Here is a 24,979-nt window from a genome sequence, read left to right as displayed (position 1 = left end):
ACTTTGCAATTGTCTTATTATATTATTGTATTAAATACTTAATACATAAATACAAAAGGAGGAATATATCGAATGAAGGACATCATTCTTCAAACTCAAAGTTTGACAAAACAGTATGGACATCGCACAGTCGTAGACCAGGTATCTATGACCATTTACGAAGGGGATATTTACGGCTTTATCGGCAAAAACGGAGCCGGAAAAACTACTTTCATCCGCATGGCAGTAGGTCTTGCATCTCCAAGCAGCGGAAATATCCGCCTCTTTAACAGCAGCAATCTCCGGGAAAAGCGTGCAGAAATTGGAACTGTCATTGAATCCCCCGCTTTTTATCCGGGGATGACTGCTATGGAAAATCTTACTGCTTTTGCAAAACTTCAAGACCTTCATGATCCCGAACATCTGCAGCAGCTTCTGGATCTTGTTGGTCTTACCGATACTGGAAGGAAAAAGTGCAAACACTTTTCTCTTGGTATGAAACAACGTCTTGCCATTGCTATTGCCCTTATCGGCAATCCAAAACTTCTCATCCTGGATGAACCCACAAATGGACTGGATCCGGAGGGCATGAAAGAAATACGTGAATTGATTTTAAAACTGAATCAGGAACGCCATATCACTGTCCTTGTTTCCAGTCATATTCTCGGAGAACTTTCAAAATTTGCCACAAGATACGGCATCATCCATCATGGCAAGTTGATTGAGGAATTTACCGAAGAAGACATCTGGCGCCGTAGTATAGGAAATGGTCAGCAGGATATAGATCTGGAAGATTACTTTTTAAGCAGAATAGGGGGAATAAAAAATGAAAAGTCTTGTGAAATGTGATATCTATAAATTAAAAAAATCCAGATATTTCTGGATCTGCCTCATCATTTCTGTCCTTTTGGCGGCAGCAACTGTATTCTTATTGGATTTCACTTATAAATTGGCCGGTGAAAACATGGAAGCGCAGATTGAGCAGCAGCAGGCTGCCATGGAAGAATCCGGTCTTTCTGTCTCTGCAGAAGGAATCCCGACAAATTATGATAACCTAAGCACTTCTGCGCAGCTTATGACCTTTTTTGCCGGGAATACTACCCTGATCATGGCCGTTTTGATCTCTCTTTTTGTAGGCAGCGAGTTCAATCAGGGAACTATAAAAAATATTGCATCACGCAATTACAGCAGATCCGCTATCTATCTGTCAAAACTGATCGTAGGGATCCTTGTATCCATCCTTTATACTTTGCTGTTTGTGCTGACTGCGGCTTTGATTGCTTCTGTCCTGTGGGGATTCGGGGACGTTTCCTCTGATTTCTGGATACACACGCTGCAAAGAGGAGCACTGGAACTTCTTCTCGGAGCTGCATATGCTTCCCTGTTTGTTATGTTCAGCATTCTGATCCGGCAAAATGGAGGTTCTCTGGCAGTTAACATCTGTTTTCTGGAGTTTACATCCCTGATCCTTTCCCTGGCAGAAATGGCGGCAGGCAAGCTTCTTGGCCACTCTGTCTCTCTGGCTCAGTATCTTCCGGATATGAACATGAGCATACTGGCACAGAATCCTGATCAGGGAGATCTCCTGCGGGCACTGGCTGTGGGCATCTGTTTTCTTGTCCTTCCAGCCTTCATTGGCATATGGAGCTTCAACAAAAGAGATATTAAATAATTAAAAGACCTCCCTGCAGCAGAAGAACAGCTTCTTGCCACGGAGGTCTTTCTACATCATATGTCCAATTCTTACTCACTGCGCAGTTTCTTTAACCGCTCTCCTATCACCTTTTCATACCCGAGTTCTCCCGGCTCATAAAATCTGGCTGTTTTAATCTCATCCGGCAGGTACTGCTGCTTTACATAGTGATCAGGATAATCGTGGGCATATTTATATCCGGTTCCTCTTCCCAGATTCTGTGCTCCTTTATAGTGGGCATCCTGAAGATGGGATGGCACGGTTGTCTTGTACTTTTCCACATTTTCCAGCGCTGAAAAAATAGCGTTGCACGCCGAATTACTCTTAGGGGCCGAAGCCACATAGAGAACAGCCTGGGATAAAATAATCTGAGCTTCCGGCATTCCAATCCGCTCCACCGCCTGGGCTGCACTGACTGCTACTGTAAGAGCCATCGGATCTGCATTTCCCACATCCTCCGAAGCACAGATCATGATCCTTCGTGCAATAAACTTAATATCTTCTCCTGCCCGCAGCATTTTTGCCAGATAATAAACTGCGGCATCCGGATCGGATCCCCGCATACTTTTAATAAAAGCGGATATTGTATCATAATGATTATCTCCTGTTTTGTCATAACGGACCACTCTCTTCTGGATACATTCGGAAGCCACTTCCAGCGTCAGATGGATTTTCCCATCTTCTCCCCTCTCTGTCGTAAGTATGCCAAGCTCGACAGCATTCAGTGCATTCCTTGCATCTCCGCCGGATACGTCCGCCAAAAACTCCAGTGCATCCTCATCGATCTTGGCACCGTAGCTTCCCATTCCCTTTTCCTTGTCATAGACTGCCCGTTTGATCAGGGTTTTGATATCCTCTTTTTCCAAAGGTCGCAGTTCAAAAATGCTGGATCTGGAAATAAGCGCTCCATTTACCTCAAAATAGGGATTCTCCGTTGTTGCACCGATAAGAATAATGGTGCCGTCCTCTACAAACGGAAGGAGATAGTCCTGCTGCCCCTTGTTAAACCTATGGATCTCGTCTACAAAGAGGATCGTCTTTTTCCGGTACATTCCCCGAAGCTGCTTTGCCTTCTCCACCACCGCTTCCATGTCTTTTTTTCCTGCCACTGTGGCGTTGATCTGAGTAAATTCTGCGCTTGTCGTATGAGCGATCACCTTAGCAAGCGTTGTCTTCCCTGTCCCCGGAGGGCCGTAAAAGATGACTGAACTTAACTTATCTGCTTTGATGGCACGGTACAGCAGCTTGTCCCTGCCGATAATATGCTGCTGCCCCACCACTTCTTCCAGCGTCACCGGGCGAAGCCTGGATGCCAGCGGTGCTTCTTTTTCCATATTCTGTTCTCTTGCATATTCAAATAAATCCATCTTGCACACTCCTGCCTTTCTCTTCAGCCTGCATCAGAGCCCGGCAATATCCCGGATCACCTCTCCGGCAATAAGAAGTCCCGCAACCGGAGGGACAAAAGAAATACTTCCCGGAAGACTCCGTCTTGTCCCCGGGTCTTCTTCCATTTTGTCAGGATCCGTCTTGACAGGCTTTTCTTTTGAATACAGCACTTTCAAATGGGTAATCCCCTGCTTTTTCAGCTCCCGGCGCATCACCTTACACAGAGGACACACAGATGTCCTGCTGATATCTTCAATCTCAAACATCTCCCCGTGCAGCTTGTTTCCCGTCCCCATACTGCTTATAATAGGAATATTATACTCCATGGCTTTTTTTGCCAGAGCCAGCTTTGCCGTAACGGTGTCGATGGCGTCCACAATATAATCCGGCCGGCAGTCCAAAATGCTGTCAACATTATCCGGAAGAACAAAGACTTCATGGGTTTCCACTTCCGTATCCGGACAAATATCAAGTATCTTTCTTTTCATAACCTGCGTCTTGTACTCTCCTACTGTGCTGTGAAAAGCGATTGACTGCCGGTTGATATTAGTGACAGACACTTTATCGTTATCCACCAGTATCAGCTTTCCCACACCGGTTCTTGCCAGCGCCTCAATGCAGTGGGAACCTACGCCTCCGACGCCAAATACCATAATCGACGCTTTTTTGATCCGCCGGAATTTCTCCGGACCGATCAGAAGTTCTGTTCTTGAAAATTCATGTATCATAGTTTCCTCTTTTTAATCCATCAAAATTTCATCTGCTGTTACAAACACATATCCTTCTTCTGTAAGGATATCGACAATCTCCAGGGCTGCCTGAACAGATGATTCATAACAATCATGCAATAAGATAATAGCATCTTCTTTCGCTTCCGTCACTACCTTGAACACAATTTCTCCTGTGTCCCGGCTCTGCCAGTCCAATGGATCAATGTTCCACATAACCGGAAGAATCTGCATTTTCTCTTCCAGTTCTTCCCTCCAAAGGCCAAAGGGCGGACGTACATATCCGGTGCCTTCTCCGGTGATCTCGCAAATGATATGATCCGTCATTGCAATCTCCTCTTCCGCCTCCTTTTCACTTCCCGCTGTCAGACTGACATGATGGTAAGTATGATTGCCGATCAAATGTCCCTCCTCGTACATGCGCTTTACAATCTCAGGATTTTCCTCTGCATAGCATCCGATCAGAAAGAAGGTAGCCTTAATCCCTCTTTCTTTCAGACCGTCAAGAAGCACCGGCGTCCACCTGGCGTTGGGGCCGTCATCAAAGGTCAGAGCGATCTTCTTTTTCCCTTCTCCGTCTGCCTCTATAGAATCACCCACATATTTCAGAGCTTCTCTTACTTCTTTCCTTTCTTCTGCCCCCTGCTTTTGCTCCTGATTTTCTACCCATCCCGGAAACAGAACCGCCATCAGCAATATTCCTGCATAGAACATAAAAATTCTTCTCTTTTTCTTCAATTCCTTTGCCGTCCGCATCCTTTTTTCAATATATATATGATTTCATTGCATTATAAATACAGCAATGCTATACTTTAGCATGGACAAAACAAGACGGGATCTTCCCGTACTTTTTCATGTAAAAGGAGGAACACAACATGTCATCTACACCGGCAGAAAACAAGATGGGCGTACTTCCCATTCCCCGCCTGCTTATCACTATGTCGCTTCCAATGATGGTTTCCATGCTTGTTCAGGCACTCTACAATATCGTGGACAGCATGTTTGTTGCCCAACTAAGCGAAGATGCCCTGACAGCCGTTTCCCTTGTCTATCCGGTACAGCTTCTTATGATCGCCGTGTCATCCGGTACCGGAGTCGGGATCAATGCGCTTCTCTCCCGCTGTCTGGGGGAAAAAAATTTTAACGGCGCCAATCTGGCTGCAAGGAATGGTATTTTCCTCGGACTGATCAGCTCCGTTATCTTTGCCCTGATCGGTATTTTCGGATCCGGTATTTTCTTCCGGCTTCAGACAGACAATCCTACTATTATCAAATACGGAACGCAGTACATGACCATTATCTGCGTACTCTCTGTAGGTATCTTTATGCAGATTACATTTGAACGGCTGCTGCAGTCCACCGGAAAAACAATCTATAATATGATCACACAGGGAACAGGGGCCATCATCAACATTGTTATGGATCCGATCCTGATTTTCGGGTATTTTGGCTTCCCCCGCATGGAAGTGGTTGGAGCTGCCGTGGCCACTGTCTTTGGTCAGCTTGTGGCTGTCCTTCTGTCGTTTATATTTAATTTGAAGAAAAACCATGAGATCAATCTCAATATGAAAGGATTTCGTCCTCACGCAAAAACGATCGCCCTCATTTATGAAGTCGGAATCCCCTCCATTATCATGCAGGCCATTGGTTCTGTGATGACATTTGGAATGAACAAGATCCTTTTAATGTTTTCTTCCACCGCCGCCGCTGTATTCGGAATATATTTCAAACTGCAGAGCTTTATCTTCATGCCTGTTTTCGGACTGAACAATGGAATGATACCGATCATAGCATATAATTACGGCGCCCGGAACAAAAGAAGGATCACTCATACCTTGAAATTGAGTATTCTTATCGCAGTCTGCATTATGATTGTTGGATTGCTCCTGTTCCAAACCATGACCGGATTTTTCCTGAAAACACTTTTTGATGCTTCCGATCATATGCTTGCCATTGGAGTTCCGGCACTTCGTATTATTTCTATCAGTTTCCTGCTGGCAGGATACAATATCATTGTCAGCTCCCTGTTCCAGGCTCTTGGAAATGGGGTTTACAGTCTCGTTGTCTCTGCTGCAAGGCAGCTTGTTGTTATCCTTCCGGTAGCATATATTCTGGCTGTCTGCTTTGGGCTTTCAATGGTCTGGTGGGCTATTCCTATTGCAGAAGTTGTCTCTTTCCTTCTATGTACCATCCTGCTGAAACGGATCTATGCAACAAGACTGATGGCTCTTTCATAATTTCCGCATACTTCAGATTTTCACTCGCTTCCAAAAAAGACGCCCGGTCATCTGACCGGACGCCTTTTTTTCTTTTCCTTTCTTACACTATATCCAAAACTTCCCTGTTTCTTCCCAATCTCCAGGTATTCACCGTGAGAATAGGCAATAAGGCCGGATCGATTCAAATGGAACTTTCCTTTCTCATCCATATACTCAGGATCCACCTGCACTGCTTCCACCTTTGCCAGGAACATATGATGGCTTCCCAGCTCCTTTACTTCTGTAACCCGGCACTCAATATTAACCGGAGATTCCTTGATCACCGGGGCATAAGAAAGCTTATGGGCTTTCCCCTGGGTGAGGTGCATCTCCTTCCATTTATCCACATCCCGTCCGGATTTCACCCCGCACCAGTCCGTCGCATACAAAAGCTTCTTTGTCGTCAGATTAATGACAAATTCCCCGCTTTCTTTCAAAAGAGAATAGCTGTATCTTTCCGGACGCACAGAAATATACACCATGGCCGGATTGGTACACACAGTGCCGGTCCAGGCTACAGTCAGGATATTGGCTCTCCCTTTCTTATCGGCCGTACTGACCATTACCGCCGGAAGCGGATAAACCATGTTTCCTGCCTTCCATATTTCCTTCTCCATACTCCTTTTCTTCCTCCTGCCTTTCCTATTGCTGCAATGCCCCTGCAAGAGCAGGAATCAGCTGTTTCTTTCTGGAGACGACTCCCTTTAATATAATCGGATCCTCGTCCTCCGGACGTTCGAAAGCCTCAATGATAGGATCCCTTGCCCCCGGTCCGCAGCAAAGCAATTCTGTAGATTCATCCAGAATATCTGTAAGCATAAAATAAACCATGTGAAGCTTCTGCTCCTTTCTTGCCTCTTCCAGATATTTCAGAAGCTTCTCCCTGATCTCTTTCAGTTCTTCTTTATTCATGGAATTGATCTGTCCTACCCCAAACACTTTGTCATTGACATTAAACTGTTTGAAATCCTGGAAACAGATTTCCTGCGGACTTTTGCCTTTCAGGCTGCTTCCTGCATGAAACATTTCCGCCGCCATTTCCTCCAGATCAATACCGGCAATTTTTGCCAGCTTTTCTGCCATATTCTGATCCACCATCGTACAGGTAGGCGAACGGAACAGCAAAGTATCTGATATGATCGCCGAGGCCAGAAGACCGGCCATGACCGGAGTTAATTCCACTCCGTTTTCTTCGTACATCTGTCCTACTATTGTAGCGGTACAGCCCACCGGCTGATTACGGAAAAATACCGGCCCCATTGTTTCAATATTTCCAAGCCTGTGATGATCTATGATCTCCTGAATCTCTGCCTCTTCAATTCCGTCTACCGCCTGGGAACGCTCATTGTGATCCACCAGAATGACCTGCTTCTTGCTTACATCCATGAAACGCCGCCTGGAAATAAATCCTTTGAAATTTCCATGGCGATCCAGAATAGGGAAATCGCGGAACTTCTTTTTCGTCATCTGTTCTTTGATATCATCCACATAGTCATCCATACGGAAAACAGTCAGCGGTCCCTTGCTCATAAAATATTTGACCGGTATACTCTGATTAATGAGCCTTGCCGCCGTAAAAGTATCGTGAGGCGTACGTATAATGACAATACTCTGCTCTTCCGCTTTACGGATCAGTTCCTCTGAAATTTCTGCATCCTGGCATACAACAAGACAGCTGGCATCAATTTCAACGGCACACGCCTGAGATTCATAACGGTTTCCCAGGATCACCAGGTCATCCTTCTGAATAAATTCCTCCATCATATCTGTGCTGGAAGCGCCTACTGCCACCTTCCCTTTTACAAAATATCCGTGTTCATTTCCTGTGATCAATTCCCCATCCAGGGTCTGAATAATATTTTTGTACTGCGTCCGGGCTTTTGCCAGGATCGTACTGTCATATACATCCATATAAGATTTGGCAATGTCTCCTGTGGAGATCAGCCCCACAAGTTCCCCTTCTTTTATAACCGGAATCGTCTTTACAGACTGTTTCTTCATAAGTTCCCATGTCTCTTTAATGGAAACTCCCGGTTCCACCCCTTTTATTTTATGAATATCCATATCCTTAACCTGCAGCTTGACATTCGTCAGAAGCCTCGGCGCATCCACATGAAATTTATGAAGTACATACTGTGTCTCCTCGTTGATCTGGCCTGCTCTCTTTGCAGTATATTCTCTCCCTGTCATTTCACGTTTCAGATTTGCATAAGCGATCGCTGAACAAATGGAATCCGTATCCGGGTTTTTATGTCCGATCACATATACTTTTCTTGCCTTTTTTTCCATATCTTCACTCCCTGCCAAAGCCGCCTTCTTGCTTATGCGGCATCTTATAATGTAAGCTTGCCATTTTTTCCCGGTCCAGTCAACTAAAAAATCCCGTATCTTTGCTTTTTTCTTTGAACAATCCTGGTATTTCATGCTATACTACTAATAGTATGTGAAAGCACATAGAATACGGTTATGAGAAAGGACTAACAAAATGAGTGAAGAATTATTACAACAAGAAGAAAACAAACCAGAGGAAACCATGGCAGACTATGAGGAACATTTTGATGATGCCAATCCCTGGAATGTTGTCCAGAGCTACCTGGAAAATGAAACCGTTCTCCCGGTAAAAGTTGAAGGAATCGTAAATGGCGGAGCGATTGCCATGGTAGAAGGGCTTAGAGGCTTCATTCCTGCATCCCGCTTATCCTTATCCTATATCGAAGATCTGGAAACCTATCTTTTAAAAGATATTGAGGTACGCGTGATCGAAGTCAATCAGGCAGAAAACCGGCTTGTTTTATCTGCCCGCGAAATCTTAAAAGAAAAAGAAAAGAAAGCCATGGAAGAAAAGATCGCCAATGTCAAAATCGGCAGCGTAGTAAAAGGAACGGTAGAAAGTCTGCAGCCCTACGGCGCTTTCGTCCGCCTGGAAGATGGCCTGTCCGGATTGGTACATGTTTCTCAGATCAGCCAGAAACGTGTAAAATCCCCAAAAGATGTGCTGAATACAGGGGATGAAGTAAACGTTAAGATCATTGGAGTCAAAGATGGAAAGATCAGTCTCAGCATGAAAGCGCTGGAAGAGGTCAAGGAAGAACCGGAAGAAAAAGTGGAAATACCAAAATCCGAGAATATCGGAACAAATCTCGGCGATCTTTTTAAGAAACTGAATCTGTAAAAATTGAAAAAGGAAAAGTCCCTGGGACTTTCTCATATAACAAAAAGAGGGCTGTGTATGTTCTGTAAACGCATCATACACCGCTCTCTTTTTCATTATCTTTCCCAAGCAGAAGGGGGACTCCGACTTTAAAAAACACAGTGACAGAAATCAGGACATAAAGGAGCAAGGACGATTTCCATCCTGCCCCCCACTCTTTTTCTGACCTGTGATACAGCTCTTCCATGGATTTCTGCAGATCGTTTTTCTTTTCCAAAAATCTGGCTCCTATCTTTAACGCTGCAAAAATCTGCATAACAAGAAATGATCCGCAGAGCACATCCCGAATTTTGCTGCCTGTCCCCTTCATCACATGAAATACGGACAAAAATATGGAAACAATGGTTGCAATATCATGAATATATGTAAGTTTTAGAAATCTTTCCTCTTTCATTTCAAACTTTCCTCCTTTTTCCATATATATGCCCGCATTTCCTGTTTTATGACATTTTTTTCAACATTTCTTCCAGGATCTGCGCTCCTGCCTCTACACAGAAAGTACAGCATGGAAGGGGCTGTGCCCCTTCCTGGGTTTTTAAATCCCTGCAGTAAAGTGAACCGCACTTTTCCTGAAACTTTTCAGCAGCCTCCCGGATCCTGTCATATGTCTCAAATTTTGTAAGCATAGGCTGCTCCATATCTCCTGCGCTTCCGGCAAGGCTGATGATCAAAAACATTCCCATAGCGGCTCCGCATGTATCCTTCAGCCCTCCGATTCCCGAGCCGAACCCTTCTGTAAGGCGAAACATATCCTTCTCACTTATCCCATATTCTTCACACACAGAACAGGCCACTGACTGACAGCAGTTATACATCTTCTGAAATTTCTCCACTGCTGTTCTGGCAAGTTTCTCCGGATGTTCTTCCTTCATCCTCTGTCTCCTCCTTTCCTTTTTCCTCTCTTATCTTTTTAAGCTCCTGTACATAAAACAACTTTCCGCCGTATTTTTCCACATAGGCAAGTCTTGCGTCTGCCCCTGTCTCATTGCCGCATAAATACTCCAGCACGCCTTCCCAGCAGGCAATCCCGACTTTAACCCACGGCTGTGAATCACGCTGGTACAGGCGGGTATAATCCTGCAGGAATCCATAGGCAGAAGGATAATCCTTGTTTTCCAGCGCGCGTCTCATATTGTTGGACGCACACAGAAGCTGCATATAGACCGTATCCTCCCTTCCTCCGATCGTTCTTTGAAATTCATCCTCGAGATTTCTCACCTCTCCTGCTCTTCCCTGACGAAAGAGGAGGGCGGATCTTAACATATAATAATTATATTTATACTTCTTCTTCAGTCCGTCCGGGCTGACCCTGCTTATGGTATCCCAGGACTGCTCAAAATTACCTTCATAATACTGGGCAAGGGCCAGATTAATCTGCTTTTTCGTTCCTCCGCCGACCCGATACAGGCACGCCTCATAGAGAAAAGGATCGCAGGATTTCGTCAGACTTCCTGAAATTTGGGTCTCTGCTCCCTGAATAACAAAAATCAAAATCTGAACGATCACATAATGACTCAAAATAATACAGATCCGGGTAACAACATTAGTATATCCCCCGATCCACATAATCCGGTCCAGACCTGCAAAGAGCAAAAGGCCATGCAGGACTACAAGAACAACGCCCGTTATCCCAAGTCCTTTTTGAAGCCAATAATTCCTCACTCTCCGGTCAATTTCCTGATGGTCTACATTCTGTATCTCTTCTGCCTTCATATTTCTTGTCTCCTTCCCATCACTGTTCCAGGTTCTTCAGCCAGACTGACGCACAGGCATCGCTTGGCATCCTCCAGTCTCCTCTCGGTGAGAGCGCAACGGTTCCTACCTTCGGTCCGTCCGGCAGACAGGATCGTTTAAACTGCTGGGTAAAGAACCTTCTGCAAAATGTCTCCAGCCATTTATAAATTGTTTCTTTCTCATATTCTCCTTCAAAAGCCAGACGGGCGATCCGGTAGATCTTATCCGGTTCATATCCGAAACGCAGGAAATAATACAAGAAGAAATCGTGAAGCTCATAAGGACCCACCAGATCCTCTGTCTTCTGCGCGATCTGTCCGTCTTCCGGCGGCAGAAGCTCCGGGCTCACCGGCGTATCCAGCACATCATAGAGTACGGCCTGGAGTTCTTTATCCTCCAATGTATCTGCGTAATAGCGTACCAGATGACGCACCAGCGTCTTTGGCACGGAAGCATTCACCCCATACATGGACATGTGATCTCCGTTATAGGTGGCCCAGCCAAGTGCCAGCTCAGACATATCTCCGGTTCCGATCACCATTCCATTTTCCTGATTGGAAATATCCATCAGAACCTGGGTCCTCTCTCTCGCCTGCGCATTTTCGTAAGTGACGCTGTGATCATTCATATCATGACCGATATCCCGAAAATGCATGGTCACTGACTCGGCCAGTTGTACCTCTCTCAACTGGGCGCCCAGCCTTACCGCCATGGTACAGGCGTTGCTGTATGTTCGGTCCGTTGTCCCAAAACAGGGCATTGTCACCGCAATGATCCTTTTTCGGTCCATTTTCAGCATATCAAAAGCTTTTGCTGTCACAAGCAGCGCCAAAGTAGAATCCAGACCGCCTGAAATGCCCACAACCGCACTCTGAGCATGCGTATGGGCAAGTCTCTTCTTCAGCCCCATAGCCTGGATCATCAGAATTTCCTCACAGCGCTTCTCCCTTTCTTCGGAGGAATCCGGCACAAAGGGACGGGAAGGAAATTCTCTTGTCAGAAATGTATCTGTCATCTCCACCTGAAAAGGAACACGCACCAGTTTCCTCGTCTTTTCTGTCTGGAAAGTGGTATTCTTTCTCCGCTCGCTTATCACACGCTGAATGTCAATCTCAGAATAGATGGCGCCGTTTCGGAATCTCTCCCCTTCCGCCAGCGTCGTTCCGTTCTCCGCTATCATATTGTGCCCGCCAAAAACAAGATCTGTCGTAGATTCCCCCTCCCCGGCATTTGCATATACGTATCCGGCAATGAGACGGGCAGACTGTCCTTCGATCAAACTTTTCCTGTATGCGGCTTTCCCGATGGTCTCATCGCTGGCAGAGCAGTTGACAATGATAGTTGCCCCCTCTCTTGCCGCCTGTATGCTGGGCGGTACCGGAGACCACACATCTTCACAGATTTCCGCCGATACGATCAGATCTTCCATCTGTCCGGACACAAAGAGTATCTGCGGTCCAAAAGGAATCTTTTCTCCTCCAAATTCAATTTCACGCACCTCTCTTGGTCCCTCTCTGAACTGGCGCATCTCGTAAAACTCTCCATAATTAGGGAGAAATGTCTTTGTAGTCAGCCCCAGGATTTTTCCTCTGTTCAGAGCCGCCGCCGTATTGTAAAGCTCTCCTTCTACCGCCAAAGGCACGCCTACAAAGACCAGCGCATCCTTCTCTTTCGTGTAATCCGCAATCTTCCAGAGGGCTTTTCTTGCTCTCTTAAGAAGAACATCCTGAGTAAACAGGTCTCCACACGTATATCCGGTAATACAAAGCTCCGGAAACACAACAACCTTGGCTCCGGCCTCTGTAGTTTCATCGATCATCCGGCAGATCTGCTCTGTATTGTAATCCACATCCGCAACACGGATATCGCAGCTTGCGGCTGCCACTTTCACAAAACCATGTTTCACGTTCTTATCCTCCTATCTTTCCCCAGGCACTATTTGCTCCGCTTCAGGATTTCTTTCAGTTCGTCTATAGTATATTTGTAGGCTGTATTACAGAAATGACACTTCACCTCAATATCTTTGCCTTCCTTTATCATCTCTTCTATATCTTTCTTGCCGATGCTGACAACTGCCTGCTCCACTCTTTCCTTAGAGCAGTTGCAGTAAAATCTGGCAGGCATCGTATCTGTGATCTCCAGTCCCATACCTCCCAGCAGTTCCTCCAGAAGCTGCTGCGGTGTATATCCGGCATCCAGAAGCTTTGTAACTGAAGTCACCTTTTTCAGATTTTCCTCCAGCTGGTCTATGGTCTTGTTCTCTGCAAAAGGCATAAGCTGGATAATGAATCCTCCCGCGCATTTTACTGTATTGTCTTTATCCATAAGAACACCCAGTCCGACAGAGGAAGGGACCTGCTCTGAATTGGCAAAATAATAGGTCAGGTCCTCTGCAATCTCACTTGTCACAAGGATGGTCTGCCCGGAATAAGGCTCCTTTAACCCCATATCCTTGATGACTGTCAAAAGACCGATCCCTACTGCTCCCCCTACGTCAAGCTTACCGTTTTTGGGCGGCAGCATTACATCCGGATTCAGCACATATCCTTTGACATTGGCATGGCTGTCGGCTGTTACAGTAATCCCTCCCAGCGGCCCGTCCCCTCTGATCTGAAGGGTCAGCATATCTGTATCGTTTTTCATCATACTTCCCATGATGGCTCCCGCCGTCAAAAGCCTTCCAAGCGCCGCCGTTGCCACCGGGCTTGTTCCATGCCTTCTTCTTGCTTCCTCCACTGTATCTTTGGTTACTGCCGCAAAGGCACGGATCTGCCCTTCCGCCGCTGTTGCTCTTACGATATAATCTGTCATCTATTGAAATTCCTTTCTTTTCTTTTTTCTGTACATTACCTTTTATTGTAATATGTTTTGTCTTTCTTTACAAGTAGCACCACAGACAAAAAGAGTGCGGCCTATTTTCCGCACTCTCTTGCCATCATACATATTCTTTCGCTTTCTTTGGTAGGTGCCTGCTCCGTGTAGGAGTCATAGGCAGCCACGAACTTCATACCGCTTTTTTCGATCCGTGCCTTCATCTCTTCCAGAGTATACGCTCTTTGCAGATGAATTTCCTGATATTTCCGGTAAAGATCGCCCTTCTCCTGCACAAACAAAGTCAGTGCATATTCATTCAGTCCTTCTGCTTCATCATAATAGTTTTCCCAGATAAAGCTGCACTCTTCCCGCTCTTCCGCAATCGTCTCATCCCTAAGAATCTCTTTGTATTTATACTCTGTATTGAAATCAAAGATAAAAATTCCTCCGGGATCCAGATAATTATTGACTAATCTGAAAATCTGCTCCAGCTCATCTTCCTCTGTTATGTAATTGATACAGTCACAGACACTGACAATAGCCTTTACGGTCCCGTACAGTTCAAACTGGCGCATGTCCTGGAGAAGGTAGAGGATGTCATGGCCGCTCTTTTCCTTCTTATTCATGGCAATCTCAAGCATTTCTTCAGAGTTGTCCACACCGATCATATCATAACCGTATGATGCCAATTCTTCCGTCATGCTTCCGGTGCCGCATCCAAGATCCAGAACAAGACCACTGTCAATTTCTTCTCTTTCCAGAAGCTTTCTTATATACTGCGCCCACTCCCTGTAGGGAACATTATCCATAAATGTATCATAGACTTCCGCGAATCCGGTATAGCTTTCCATTAGCAGATTGTATGGATCCAGCCTTCCGGAGCTTCGATATGCCCCATCTGGATTCCGGTGAGTGTATCGTAAAGCTTCTGGATGGTCGGTCCCATCTTTTCCATTCCGCTTGGGAAGCAGATCTCTTTATCGTGATCCACAATCTTTCCTACCGGGGAAATAACTGCTGCCGTTCCGCACAGACCGCATTCTGCAAAATCTTTTACCTCATCCAGATAAACTTCTCTTTCTTCTGTCTTAAGTCCCAGATATTTCTCCGCTACATAGAGAAGAGAACGTCTTGTGATGGACGGCAGAATTGTGCCGGACTTAGGTGTAACTACCGTATTATCTTTTGTAATAAAGATAAAGTTAGCTCCGCCTGTTTCTTCCACCTTAGTCCTTGTAGCTGCATCCAGATACATGTTTTCATCATAGCCTTTCTGATGTGCGTCAACAATAGCATAAAGGCTCATAGCATAGTTCAGTCCTGCCTTTACATGTCCGGTTCCATGAGGCGCTGCACGGTCGTAATCGCATACGCGGATGGTGATCGGTTTTGCGCCTCCCTTGAAATATGGTCCTACCGGAGTAGTAAATACGCGGAACTGGTATTCGTCTGCCGGCTTTACGCCGATGACCGCATTGGATCCGAACATATATGGACGAATATATAACGTTGCCCCGGAACCATACGGCGGAACGTATGCTGCATTGGCTTCCACTACTTTATGAACCGCCTCCACAAAACGATCTTCCGGAAATACCGGCATCTCCAGACGTGCTGCGGAATCAGCCATTCTCTTGGCATTCAGATCCGGACGAAATGTTACAATATGTCCATCCTCTGTCGTGTATGCCTTCAAGCCTTCAAAACATGTCTGTGCATACTGAAGCACGCAGGCACACTCATTCAGTACAATATTTGCATCGGAGGTTAAAGCCCCTTCGTCCCATGCCCCGTCCTTATAGTTGGAGACATATCGCATATCTGTCTGCATATAGGCAAATCCCAGATTTGACCAGTCAATATTTTTCTTTTCCATGGATAATTCCTCCGTTCCTTCTTTTATTAATCTTTTTTCATTATAATACTGTCATATACAAAATTCAAGAGTGCACTCTGTTTTTTTGCCGGGCATATTATCAGCTGTGAATAGTAACTTAGCGCTCCATCATACTGATGGATTCGATTCCTACGCTTCCGCCCCGCACTACTTCAATACTCTTAAATTCTTCCTTCATCAGTTTGATAACTGCATCATTCTTTGTCGCGGTCTGGACGAACTCTAAAAGAAGGCTGTCTTTTCCGTAGTCAATGACTTTTGCCTTGAAAGTCTCTGCAATCTGAAAGGCCTCGATCTTATCCTCAGAAGTACAGTTTTTTACTTTAATATAAAGGATTTCCTTCATACGTACAAAAATATCGGTAAAATCAATGACCTTGATCACTTCTACCAGACGGTTCAGCTGCTTTTTGATCTGTTCAAATGTCTCATCATCGCTGACTGTGGCAATCGTCATACGGGACACCGTCGGATCTTCTGTTGTCCCGACAGTAAGGCTGTCAAGGTTATAAGATTTCCCGGAAAAAAGTCCGGAAATTTTGGAGAGAACGCCTACCTGGTTCTCCACATACAGGGATATCCATCTTTTTTTCATTGTACTGTTCATTCTTTTCTCTCCTTTCTCTTAACAATCCATAATCATATCTTCCAATGTTCCGCCCGGCTGGATCATAGGATATACCAGATCTTCCGGATCGATCAGAAATTCAATCACAACAGGCACTTTGCTCTTCTTTGCCTCTTCAAAGGCCGGTTTTATCTCTTCCTTTTTCGTTACACGGATGCCTTTTGCTCCATAGCTTTCCGCCAGTTTCACAAAGTCAGGCGTATAAGGAGGACACTCTACCTCGCCGCATTTACCTCTGCAGGCTGCTCCTGACCGCAGGCAGGTCATAGAATACCGTTTGCCGTAAAAGAGCTTCTGCCACTGACGTACCATCCCAAGTACGCTATTATTGAAAATACAGCTGATGATCGGAAGCTCCTCCAGCACTGCTGTGGCAAGCTCCTGTATATTCATCTGCATTCCCCCATCTCCGGAAATGGAGATAACCGGCTTATCCGGATTTCCAATCTTGGCGCCGATAGCCCCCGGCAGGCCATATCCCATTGTACCAAGTCCGCCGGACATGATAAGCTGCTTTCCCGGTTTCAGTTCCAGGAACTGTGCCGTAAACATCTGATGCTGCCCTACGTCTGTCACGACAATGGCTTCCTCAAAACTTTCATTGATTTCATCAATAATATCTTTAGGAGTCATGATCGGGCGTTTCTTCATCACGAGAGGATGCTCTGCCTTCCAATCAGCAATCTGCTCCAGCCAGCTTTTTGTCTCGCAGACTTCCACATATTCCAGCATTTTTTCAATTGCTTCATGAGCATCGGCAACAATCGGCACATCGACCTGCACATTTCTTGAAATAGCAGAGGTATCAATATCAATATGGACGATCTTCGCGCAAGGTGCAAAAGAATGCAGTTTCCCGGTAATGCGGTCATTGAATCTGGTACCAATGGAAAACAAAAGATCACAGTTGTTTACCGCCATATTTGCTGCGTACGCCCCATGCATACCAAGGTTTCCGATAAAAAGCGGATGATCTGTAGGAACCGCTCCGCGCCCCATAACGGTTGTTACAACAGGAACATTTGTCTTCTCCACGAGTTTCGTAAACAGTTCCTGTGCATGGGCGATATTAACGCCTCCTCCCGCAAGGAACAGCGGATTCTTTGCTTTGCCAAGCATTTTAATCGCCCGCTTAAGCTGCCCGATGTGTACATGAGTATTTGGCTTATATCCTCTGATATTTACTTCAGACGGATATTCTGCACTTCCCAGTTCTCCCATCACATCTTTAGGAAGATCAATGAGCACCGGCCCGGGACGCCCCGTCCGTGCAATATAAAAGGCTTCCCTAATAATCCTTCCAAGATCTTCTCTGTTCCTGACTGTCACTCCGTATTTTGTGATGCTTCTTGTAATCCCTACAATATCTACCTCCTGAAAAGCATCATTTCCAATCAGATGTTTTGCCACCTGTCCTGTAAAACACACCAATGGCACACTGTCATAATTAGCAGTCGCAAGCCCTGTAACCAGATTGGTAGCTCCCGGTCCGCTTGTAACAAGGCATACTCCTACTTTTCCGGTTGTCCTTGCATAGGCATCTGCCTCATGGACCAGGGCCACTTCCTGTCTTGGCAGAATAACTTTCGTATAATCCTGCTTATACAGCTCGTCGCTGATATCAATTGTACAGGCTCCGGGATAGCCAAAAATTGTATCCACTCCTTCTTCTCTCAAGGCCTTTACCAGTAATTTGTTTCCAGATATTTTTTTCATACTGTTACCTCCTTTTGATTATTAGGAACGAACAAAGAAAAACCCTAAGCCAAAAAGCTTAGGGCGAATCTTTCATCCGTGTTACCACCTAAATTCAGAAACAATGTCTCTGCACTCTGTCAGTACGGGAATTTCTCCGATACTGCTTCCGCTAACGCCGGAAATACGTTGGAGCCTACTAAAAAGGAAATGTTTTCCCTCTGTTCGGTCCACTGCTCGAAGGCTACTTCCACAAACCCTTCACGAAGATTTTCACCATCCATCTTCTCTCTTGGCATCCGGTGTCTATGTACTCCTCCTTGTCATAGCATTTTTCCCATAAATTCTTTCTTTGATTTTAAATTATAAAATCTGGTAAATTAGTGATATTATAATGGATACCCTCCGGAATTGTCAAGGTTGCAAATTTATCCTCTTTCTTTATTTTTCCTAGAAGAAATCCACTCCTCCTGGGGAAATGCATCCATATCGTCAATCTCCACAATATGATAGGCTCCATCTTTATAATAAGCGGGCTTCATACCGCCGCTGCGAAAAGCCCGGACCAGATCTGTTTCTGACTGTATTTCCATTGGAAAATAGGTTGCACACACTCCTACTTTTTCCGGTACATGGCAATCACTGGCCCCCACCGGAATCAGATCCAGCTTTTTCGCATATTCTGCGGCTTTCATGCAAGCCTCTCTGTGTGTACTTCCGTTGAGCACTTCAATTCCCGAAAGCCCTGTCACCTCATCAAGATGTTCCTCCATTCCCCTCCGGTTATTCCGAAAAGGATGTGCGCTATAGCAGACTCCTCCCTGTTCTCTGACAAAATCAATAAATTCCTGCGCGCTAATGCGCTCTCTTGGGTAATCCTCGATCCCATAGGCGATAATATCTCCCTGAAGAGAGTAAAAATCAATTCCCACAAAGATGGGATACCCTGTTTTTGCCGAATATTCTTTTGCAAAAGAACGAATATCCATATTATCATGGTCAGTGATACATATAGCATCCAATCCTTTTTTCTTTGCAATTTCAACGATTTCTTCCAACGTAAGATAACTGTCCCCCGAATTTCGCATCTCATGCATATGCAAATCGATAAACACAATACCCCTCCTTATGTTATCCGTTTTCTAATCTCTCTTTTCCCGGGCATAACACTCTTTTACACACAGCTTTCCATGAAATTTCGGAAAGATCAGGGCATGGCTGTCTGCCCACTGCGATTGCCGCTGCAATCTGATCTGCCAGCTCCTGTTCAAACTGTTTCAGCTCTTTTGGATCCTGTCTCCCGCTTTCCGCTCCCTTTTCCGCCGCCTTTGGCGCTTTCACATAAAAGACCGGTGCATCGGGAACTGAACTGGTAAGGAAGGGACGGATCCCCGGCAGGTCTGTCACTACGGCCCTGTCCCCACATGCAAGTGCTTCAATCAAAGTAAGAGGCAGCCCCTCACCAAAGGAAGGCAGGACAAACACATCAGATTCCCGATATCTGTCCGCCAGCTCTTTTTGCGGCAGTCGCCCCAGGAAATCAACCGGAATGGGGGATCTTTCTGCAATCTTACGAATCCCGGCATACTCCTCCCGGTTTCCGCTTCCTCCCGCAAGGAACAGCCTGATGGAACCGGCCTTATCCCTCAAAGCCGGATCTTCCCGCATCTTCTTTGCCAGATAATCCATGCTTCTTATCAAACTTGCCGCTCCCTTGCTCTGTGTGATTTTGCCTGCAAAAATAATCTGTGTACCTTCTTTCACCTCCCTCGCTTCCCCTGGGGAAGCCTTGCGGGATGATGCTTCACAGAAAATTTCAGCATTATACCCGATACCGGAAAGATAAATCCTGCTTTCCTCCACAGGAAACAGCTCCAGAATTTCCTGTTTCTGTTCATCGTGAAGGGCATAGATCCTGTCAAGGGCAGCTATATGCTCTCTGATATAGCTCCTCTGCAGGCCATGGCTTCTCATTTGCCGCAAGTCGGTATTATGACAGAATCCATAAACCGGAATACTGCCGGCACATTCCTTTGCAATGGCTGTGACAAGATAAAGATGATGGCTCAAGATCAGATCCGGGCGAAATTTAACGACAGCCTCTTTGATCTTCTTTCGGAACGCTGTCATAAACTGTTCTGTCATCTCTTCTGTCATAGTGCGATACACCGTGCTTTCATAAGGCATCTCATCGGACATCCCGGCAATGGCAAAAGGCAGCTCTTCTGTATGAAAATATACAAAAAACCGTTCTACATCCGGCGGAAGAAGGATCTCATCTTCCGGGTATACACCGGCAATTACCGCCTGTGTATGCCCTTCCTTTTCCAATTCCCTCACAAGCTCTGACAGGTAGATACCGCTCCCTGTACTGTCCGGCTTCTGGGCTGTGATATTCAATATTCTCATTACTCTCAGGATATCCTTTCATAGACCGTGAAATAATATTCCAGATCAAAATAGGTCTGTTCCTCACTGATCTTTGTCATCTTCCACTGTGGATCCGCATCCAGGTCAGGGAACCACGTATCCGCATCATAGGCATGTTCCGTTTTTGTTACATATGCCTTGCTGCAATAGGGCAGAAGACTGCGGTAAATACTCTCTCCGCCTATGACATAGATGTCTTCCTGGCTGTATTTTTTCAACTCTTCCATAAGTTCTTCCATGGAATGCACCAAAACAGCTCCGGCTGCCTTGTAACTTTTATCCGATGTCAGTACAATATTTGTCCGGTTTTTCAAAGGCTGACCTCCCGGAAAGCTCTCCAGTGTCTTGCGCCCCATCACAACAACCTTTCCTGTCGTTGTTTCCCGAAAGAATTTCATATCCTGGGGAATGCTTACCAAAAGTTTATTTCCCTTTCCGATCGCCCAGTTTTTATCTACATTCACGATTAAATTCATCTTATTCTCCCTTATATTCCCGAAAAATTTATATAGCTACCGGTATATTTTTTATCTGTTCATGAGTCTCATAATCAAGCAGTTTCACATCGTCCGGCGTAAAATCATAAAAGTCCTTCACTTCCGGATTCAGCCAGAATTTCGGCGCCGGAAGCGGCTCCCTTTGCATCAGTTCTTCGATCATCGGAATATGGCGGTCGTAGATATGGGCATCGGCGATCACATGAACAAATTCGCCCACTTTCATGTCACACACCTGTGCCAGCATATGGAGCAGTACGGCATACTGACATACGTTCCAATTGTTTGCCGCCAGGACATCCTGGGATCTCTGATTTAAAATACCATTGAGCGTCAGCTTTTCACTCCCTTTTTCCTTTGTCACATTAAATGTCATGCTGTAGGCACAGGGATACAGCGCCATCTCATGAAGATCCTGATGAACATAAATATTCGTCATAATTCTTCTGCTGTAAGGATTATTTTTCAGATCAAAGATCACCCGGTCCACCTGATCCATCATTCCTTCTTTGTACTGATGCTTCACCTGCATCTGATAACCGTATGCTTTTCCGATGGATCCGCTTTCATCTGCCCAGCTGTCCCAGATATGGGACTTCAGGTCATGAATATTATTTGATTTTTTCTGCCAGATCCACAAAAGCTCATCTGTACAGCTCTTTATCGCCGTCCTTCTAAGTGTCAGGGCCGGAAACTCTTCCGCCAGATTGTAACGGTTCACAACCCCGAATTTTTTAATCGTATAGGCAGGGGTGCCGTCCTCCCACACCGGGCGCACCTTTTCTCCCTCTGTACTTGTCCCATTATCTATAATATCCCGGCACATCTGAATAAAGATTTTATCCGCATAACTCATTGCATTTCCTCCTCGTCTGATCCTGCCATATTTTTCAGGCTGTTACCTGTCAGGCGGTAAACTGTCCACCCCTTCATCGGCTGTGCATGAAGAGATAAATAAAACTCAATACTTGGCCGGTTCCAGTCCAGGCAGGACCATTCCAGGCGGCCGCATCTCTGCTTTACCGCAATCCGGGCCAGCTCTCTAAGAAGCCCTTTTCCATAGCCTCTGCCGCGATATTCCGGAAGAACAAACAGATCTTCCAAATAGATTCCGGCTCTGCCAAGAAATGTGGAAAAGTTATAAAAAAACAGAGCAAACCCTACTTCTTTTCCATCTTCCAACGCAAAAAGAACCTCTGCTTTCTTCTTTTCAAAGATCCACTCTCTGAGAAGTTCCTCTGTCGCCACCACCTCGTCTTCCAACTTTTCATATCTGGCAAGATTCTTTATAAAAAATAAAATCTTCCCCGTATCTTCCGGGAAAGCGAACCGAAATTCCGGCTTTTTCTTCAATCTTTTATCCTTCTTTCTGCTTATTTTTCCACATAGAAATATTATATCAGTTTCCGTCTCATGGTTCAAGGAAAACCCGGCAGATAGAAATAGCCCAAAAATGAAATTTTAAATTCCACCTCTCCTACGGGTAGTAGCGTTTACTTCTGCACAGTTGATATTTACTCTTTCATACATCCATGGTATGGTTATCTCTCCTTCTGACAGCAGTAGAAGGAGGCTCATCATGAGTAAATATATTCCTGGTAACCAAAAACATCTTACCCTTGAAAACCGTATCTATATCGAAAACGAACTAAATAAGGGCACTTCCTTTAAGGATATTGCCAGGTTCCTGTGTAAGGATCCTACTACAATCTCTAAAGAAGTCAGGGCTCACCGTCTCTCAGACTGGTATCACAAAGGGACTTTCTATAATGCCAAAAACTTCTGTATTCACCGCTATCACTGTAAGAAAACGAACGCCTGTGGAAAGATTGTCCTGTGCGGAATCAAATGCGCATCCTGTCCTACCTGCAACCAAACCTGCAGAAACTTTGAAAAAGAGCATTGCGTAAGGCTTGACCGGGCTCCCTATGTCTGCAACGGCTGTACGAAAAAAATCAATCACTGCACGCTTGCCCACAAATACTCTTATAACGCCAGGTTCGCTGACAGGAAATACCGGGAAAAACTCCGGGATTCTAGAACAGGTATTAACATGACCAAACGGGAGCTTCACAAAAAGGATCAGATCATTTCCCCTCTGATCGAACAGGGACAGTCTCCCTATCATATCCTGACAAACCATCCGGAGCTGGATATGTCCGTCCGTACCCTGTATTCGTATCTTGACCAGGGACTCTTTACGGCAAGGAACATAGATCTGAAACGGAAAGTTCATTTCAAACCAAGAAGGTGCCATAAAACACAGATCACGGACAGAGCAGTCTTTAGCAACCGATTATATCATGACTTCTGTTCCCTTGCCCTTACAGGCTATGTCCAGATGGATACTGTCCATTCTTCCAGGGAATCAAAAAAGACCTTGCTGACCATGTTTTTCACCAAAGAAAAACTCTTCCTTGCTTTTCTGATGAACCGCTGCACCAAAGGCGCTGTCCGTCTTGTTTTTGACCGTCTGGAAAAGCGTATGGGAACCTATGAATTTACTTCCGTGTTTGAATATATCCTCACGGACCGGGGCTCTGAATTTGGTGATCCGGATGCTTTGGAAACCGGCGTAAACGGAATACAGCGTTCCAGCATTTATTACTGTGACCCGATGCAGAGTGGGCAGAAGGGCGGATTGGAACAAGCACACACGATGCTGCGGATGATCCTCCCAAAAGGAACCAGTTTTGAATTCCTTACACAATGGGACGTAAACCTGATTGTGAACCATATCAATTCCACACCGAGGGAAAGCCTGGGTGGGAGGACGCCATACAGCGTCGCGTTGGAAGCACTTGGAGAAGAGGTCTTAAACGCATTTCAGCTTAGACCGATTGCCCCGGATGAGGTAAATCTGACGCCTAAGCTGATCCGCTTTAATCACTAATCAACTGATCGAAATCTGCTGTCAGACTGGAAGTAAACGTTTCACATTTTTTAGATGTGGCCGGTGGAATTCAGTCCCGCACACCGTATTCCAGCGGTCCGTTTCCCATGCCCAGAAATCAAGTATTTTTCGATGAGTTTAGCTAATTATAACAGAAAACTGGAGATTTTGCTTAAAAATCCCCTGTAAAATCCGCGAAAAATAAAGTATGGTGGAATTTACCTCTTCACCGGAATTTAAAATTTCAATTTAGCAGATAGAAATAGCGATTTCTTAAGTCCAAACAGGACAGGGAATTCTCCCTGTCCTGCCGAAAATACTCTTTTTGAAACAGCAATTCCATCCTTTCACAGATTAATTACAACACTCTCTTAGAATGCCGTCCAGTGCATTTGCGCTGCTGCTGTGGGAACGCTCCACCCGTACATCATAACGCTCCGCCTCTTTCAGAGCACAGTGTACCATCTTATGGGCCACCGTAGAGGTGAAAAGGATGATAAGATCCGGACGCCCAATCTGTGTTTTTAAATTTCCTGCCATTCTCGTAAATACTTTTGCCTTGCAATTATATTTTTTACAGATTTGCTTATATTGACATTCCATCCGTTCATTTCCGCCAATAATCACAATACTCATGTCATAATCTCCTTTCTGTCCGAATCCTCTTTTCCTATCCTATTTCGCCGCTTCCGCCAATGCTTTCCCTGCCTTTTCACATGCATTCAGCGCCTCTTCATCCGGGGCCTCGTTGGCAATCACTCCCGATCCTCCGATCAACACAGCTCCTTCCGCTTTCATGCGCTCTTCCCAGGTGCGCATCCACTCTCCGTCTCCCCATCCGTACGAACCAAATAAAAGAATGTTCTTTCCGCTCACCCTCCCTTCCAATTCCTGTACGAAAGGCTCCATCTCCGACTCTTCCAGTTCTTCCGCACCCATGGAGGGGCATCCGAGGGCAAATACATCCCCTCTGGCAATTTCTGACGCATCCGCCTGATCTACTGAAAGGAGCTCCGCTTCTGCTCCTCCCTCTACGATCCCTTTCACGACAGCCTCCGCCATAGCCTGTGTGTTTCCTGTTCCGCTCCAATACACAACTGCAATACTCATACCTGCATCCTCCTATCATGTAA

26 protein-coding genes and 1 other annotated feature are annotated in these 24,979 nt (G+C 45.5%); of the genes, 5 read left to right on the top strand and 21 right to left on the bottom strand.

Translation table 11 applies throughout. From position 1 onward, the window contains the following. Positions 1-72 precede the first annotated feature (72 nt). Together R2J37_RS06805 and R2J37_RS06800 are read left to right on the top strand one after the other, a co-directional pair. Complete coding sequence (locus tag R2J37_RS06805; protein ID WP_316266804.1) at positions 73-828, top strand: ATP-binding cassette domain-containing protein; 756 nt, start codon at positions 73-75, stop codon at positions 826-828. After that, complete coding sequence (locus R2J37_RS06800; RefSeq protein WP_256195385.1) at positions 806-1,651, top strand: DUF2705 family protein; 846 nt, start codon at positions 806-808, stop codon at positions 1,649-1,651. Before R2J37_RS06805 ends, R2J37_RS06800 begins: the two co-directional genes overlap by 23 nt. 71 nt (positions 1,652-1,722) lie before the next feature. On the opposite strand, the gene R2J37_RS06795 is transcribed toward R2J37_RS06800, so the two are convergent. The 3 genes from R2J37_RS06795 to R2J37_RS06785 are packed head-to-tail and all read right to left on the bottom strand — an operon-like array spanning position 1,723 to position 4,503. After that, complete coding sequence (locus tag R2J37_RS06795; protein ID WP_316266801.1) at positions 1,723-3,039, bottom strand: replication-associated recombination protein A; 1,317 nt, start codon at positions 3,037-3,039, stop codon at positions 1,723-1,725. 33 nt (positions 3,040-3,072) lie between these two features. Next, positions 3,073-3,789 carry a tRNA threonylcarbamoyladenosine dehydratase gene (locus tag R2J37_RS06790; RefSeq protein WP_316266799.1) on the bottom strand — a complete coding sequence of 239 codons (717 nt, stop codon included), beginning with the start codon at positions 3,787-3,789 and terminating at the stop codon, positions 3,073-3,075. Positions 3,790-3,801: 12 nt separating this feature from the next. Next, positions 3,802-4,503, bottom strand: coding sequence for a polysaccharide deacetylase family protein (locus R2J37_RS06785; RefSeq protein WP_230106479.1), 702 nt, complete (start codon positions 4,501-4,503; stop codon positions 3,802-3,804). A 161-nt stretch (positions 4,504-4,664) separates the two neighbouring features. Between R2J37_RS06785 and R2J37_RS06780 the strand changes: the two genes are divergently transcribed. Beyond that, on the top strand, positions 4,665-6,026 hold the full coding sequence (locus tag R2J37_RS06780) for an MATE family efflux transporter (protein ID WP_316266797.1): 1,362 nt from the start codon (positions 4,665-4,667) through the stop codon (positions 6,024-6,026). 47 nt (positions 6,027-6,073) lie between these two features. On the opposite strand, the gene R2J37_RS06775 is transcribed toward R2J37_RS06780, so the two are convergent. Further along, complete coding sequence (locus tag R2J37_RS06775; protein ID WP_230106481.1) at positions 6,074-6,664, bottom strand: flavin reductase family protein; 591 nt, start codon at positions 6,662-6,664, stop codon at positions 6,074-6,076. Between the two features lie 25 nt (positions 6,665-6,689). After that, on the bottom strand, positions 6,690-8,336 hold the full coding sequence (locus R2J37_RS06770) for a putative manganese-dependent inorganic diphosphatase (RefSeq protein ID WP_230106482.1): 1,647 nt from the start codon (positions 8,334-8,336) through the stop codon (positions 6,690-6,692). A 196-nt stretch (positions 8,337-8,532) separates the two neighbouring features. Between R2J37_RS06770 and R2J37_RS06765 the strand changes: the two genes are divergently transcribed. Continuing rightward, positions 8,533-9,219, top strand: a complete 687-nt coding sequence (locus tag R2J37_RS06765) for a S1 RNA-binding domain-containing protein (protein WP_256195378.1) — start codon at positions 8,533-8,535, stop codon at positions 9,217-9,219. A 73-nt stretch (positions 9,220-9,292) separates the two neighbouring features. Here R2J37_RS06765 and R2J37_RS06760 read toward each other — a convergent pair whose 3' ends face one another. The 14 genes from R2J37_RS06760 to R2J37_RS06695 all read right to left on the bottom strand — a co-directional run bounded on the left by R2J37_RS06760 (position 9,293) and on the right by R2J37_RS06695 (position 22,306). Next, entirely contained in the window at positions 9,293-9,652 is a 360-nt protein-coding gene (locus R2J37_RS06760; protein ID WP_316266794.1) for a hypothetical protein, read from the bottom strand. A 46-nt stretch (positions 9,653-9,698) separates the two neighbouring features. After that, positions 9,699-10,130, bottom strand: a complete 432-nt coding sequence (locus R2J37_RS06755; protein WP_316266792.1) for a C-GCAxxG-C-C family protein — start codon at positions 10,128-10,130, stop codon at positions 9,699-9,701. Further along, positions 10,066-10,971, bottom strand: a complete 906-nt coding sequence (locus tag R2J37_RS06750; protein ID WP_230106486.1) for a hypothetical protein — start codon at positions 10,969-10,971, stop codon at positions 10,066-10,068. Before R2J37_RS06750 ends, R2J37_RS06755 begins: the two co-directional genes overlap by 65 nt. 19 nt (positions 10,972-10,990) lie before the next feature. Next, complete coding sequence (locus R2J37_RS06745) at positions 10,991-12,898, bottom strand: NAD(+) synthase (protein ID WP_230106487.1); 1,908 nt, start codon at positions 12,896-12,898, stop codon at positions 10,991-10,993. 29 nt (positions 12,899-12,927) lie between these two features. Next, entirely contained in the window at positions 12,928-13,803 is an 876-nt protein-coding gene (gene hslO, locus R2J37_RS06740) for an Hsp33 family molecular chaperone HslO (protein ID WP_230106488.1), read from the bottom strand. 101 nt (positions 13,804-13,904) lie between these two features. Next, positions 13,905-14,657 (bottom strand): class I SAM-dependent DNA methyltransferase, encoded by a 753-nt coding sequence (locus R2J37_RS06735; RefSeq protein WP_316266789.1) that lies wholly within the window; start codon positions 14,655-14,657, stop codon positions 13,905-13,907. Continuing rightward, on the bottom strand, positions 14,657-15,682 hold the full coding sequence (locus R2J37_RS06730) for a branched-chain amino acid aminotransferase (protein ID WP_230106490.1): 1,026 nt from the start codon (positions 15,680-15,682) through the stop codon (positions 14,657-14,659). The genes R2J37_RS06735 and R2J37_RS06730 overlap by 1 nt, the downstream gene beginning before the upstream one ends. Positions 15,683-15,800: 118 nt before the next feature. After that, positions 15,801-16,310 (bottom strand): acetolactate synthase small subunit, encoded by a 510-nt coding sequence (ilvN, locus tag R2J37_RS06725; protein ID WP_230106491.1) that lies wholly within the window; start codon positions 16,308-16,310, stop codon positions 15,801-15,803. A gap of 18 nt (positions 16,311-16,328) precedes the next feature. Then, on the bottom strand, positions 16,329-18,047 hold the full coding sequence (ilvB, locus tag R2J37_RS06720; protein ID WP_230106492.1) for a biosynthetic-type acetolactate synthase large subunit: 1,719 nt from the start codon (positions 18,045-18,047) through the stop codon (positions 16,329-16,331). Positions 18,048-18,103: 56 nt separating this feature from the next. Continuing rightward, positions 18,104-18,362 (bottom strand) — a binding site (T-box leader). Between the two features lie 92 nt (positions 18,363-18,454). Beyond that, a complete protein-coding gene (locus tag R2J37_RS06715) occupies positions 18,455-19,141 on the bottom strand; it encodes a PHP domain-containing protein (RefSeq protein ID WP_316266787.1) in 687 nt (228 codons plus the stop codon). Between the two features lie 16 nt (positions 19,142-19,157). Next, positions 19,158-20,435, bottom strand: coding sequence for a glycosyltransferase family 4 protein (locus R2J37_RS06710; protein WP_316266786.1), 1,278 nt, complete (start codon positions 20,433-20,435; stop codon positions 19,158-19,160). 5 nt (positions 20,436-20,440) lie between these two features. Then, positions 20,441-20,932: a dihydrofolate reductase gene (locus R2J37_RS06705; RefSeq protein ID WP_316266785.1), complete on the bottom strand. Its 492-nt coding sequence runs from the start codon at positions 20,930-20,932 to the stop codon at positions 20,441-20,443. Between the two features lie 28 nt (positions 20,933-20,960). Further along, positions 20,961-21,809: a thymidylate synthase gene (gene thyA / locus R2J37_RS06700; RefSeq protein WP_316266783.1), complete on the bottom strand. Its 849-nt coding sequence runs from the start codon at positions 21,807-21,809 to the stop codon at positions 20,961-20,963. Continuing rightward, positions 21,806-22,306, bottom strand: a complete 501-nt coding sequence (locus R2J37_RS06695; RefSeq protein WP_256195363.1) for a GNAT family N-acetyltransferase — start codon at positions 22,304-22,306, stop codon at positions 21,806-21,808. The genes thyA and R2J37_RS06695 overlap by 4 nt, the downstream gene beginning before the upstream one ends. A gap of 226 nt (positions 22,307-22,532) precedes the next feature. Here R2J37_RS06695 and R2J37_RS06690 point away from each other — a divergent pair, with 226 nt between their 5' ends. Beyond that, positions 22,533-23,846 carry an IS30 family transposase gene (locus tag R2J37_RS06690; protein WP_316264893.1) on the top strand — a complete coding sequence of 438 codons (1,314 nt, stop codon included), beginning with the start codon at positions 22,533-22,535 and terminating at the stop codon, positions 23,844-23,846. A 354-nt stretch (positions 23,847-24,200) separates the two neighbouring features. On the opposite strand, the gene R2J37_RS06685 is transcribed toward R2J37_RS06690, so the two are convergent. Both R2J37_RS06685 and R2J37_RS06680 read right to left on the bottom strand, forming a co-directional pair. Then, on the bottom strand, positions 24,201-24,482 hold the full coding sequence (locus tag R2J37_RS06685; RefSeq protein WP_230106498.1) for a DUF2325 domain-containing protein: 282 nt from the start codon (positions 24,480-24,482) through the stop codon (positions 24,201-24,203). 39 nt (positions 24,483-24,521) lie between these two features. Next, positions 24,522-24,956, bottom strand: coding sequence for a flavodoxin (locus R2J37_RS06680; RefSeq protein ID WP_316266780.1), 435 nt, complete (start codon positions 24,954-24,956; stop codon positions 24,522-24,524). Between the last annotated feature and the right edge of the window lie 23 nt (positions 24,957-24,979).

The organism is Claveliimonas bilis (assembly GCF_030296775.1).
In the GTDB taxonomy this organism is placed as follows: Bacteria; Bacillota; Clostridia; order Lachnospirales; family Lachnospiraceae; genus Claveliimonas; species Claveliimonas bilis.
Note: the sequence above shows the minus strand (reverse complement) of the source record. Positions and strands in the feature narration are given on the sequence as shown.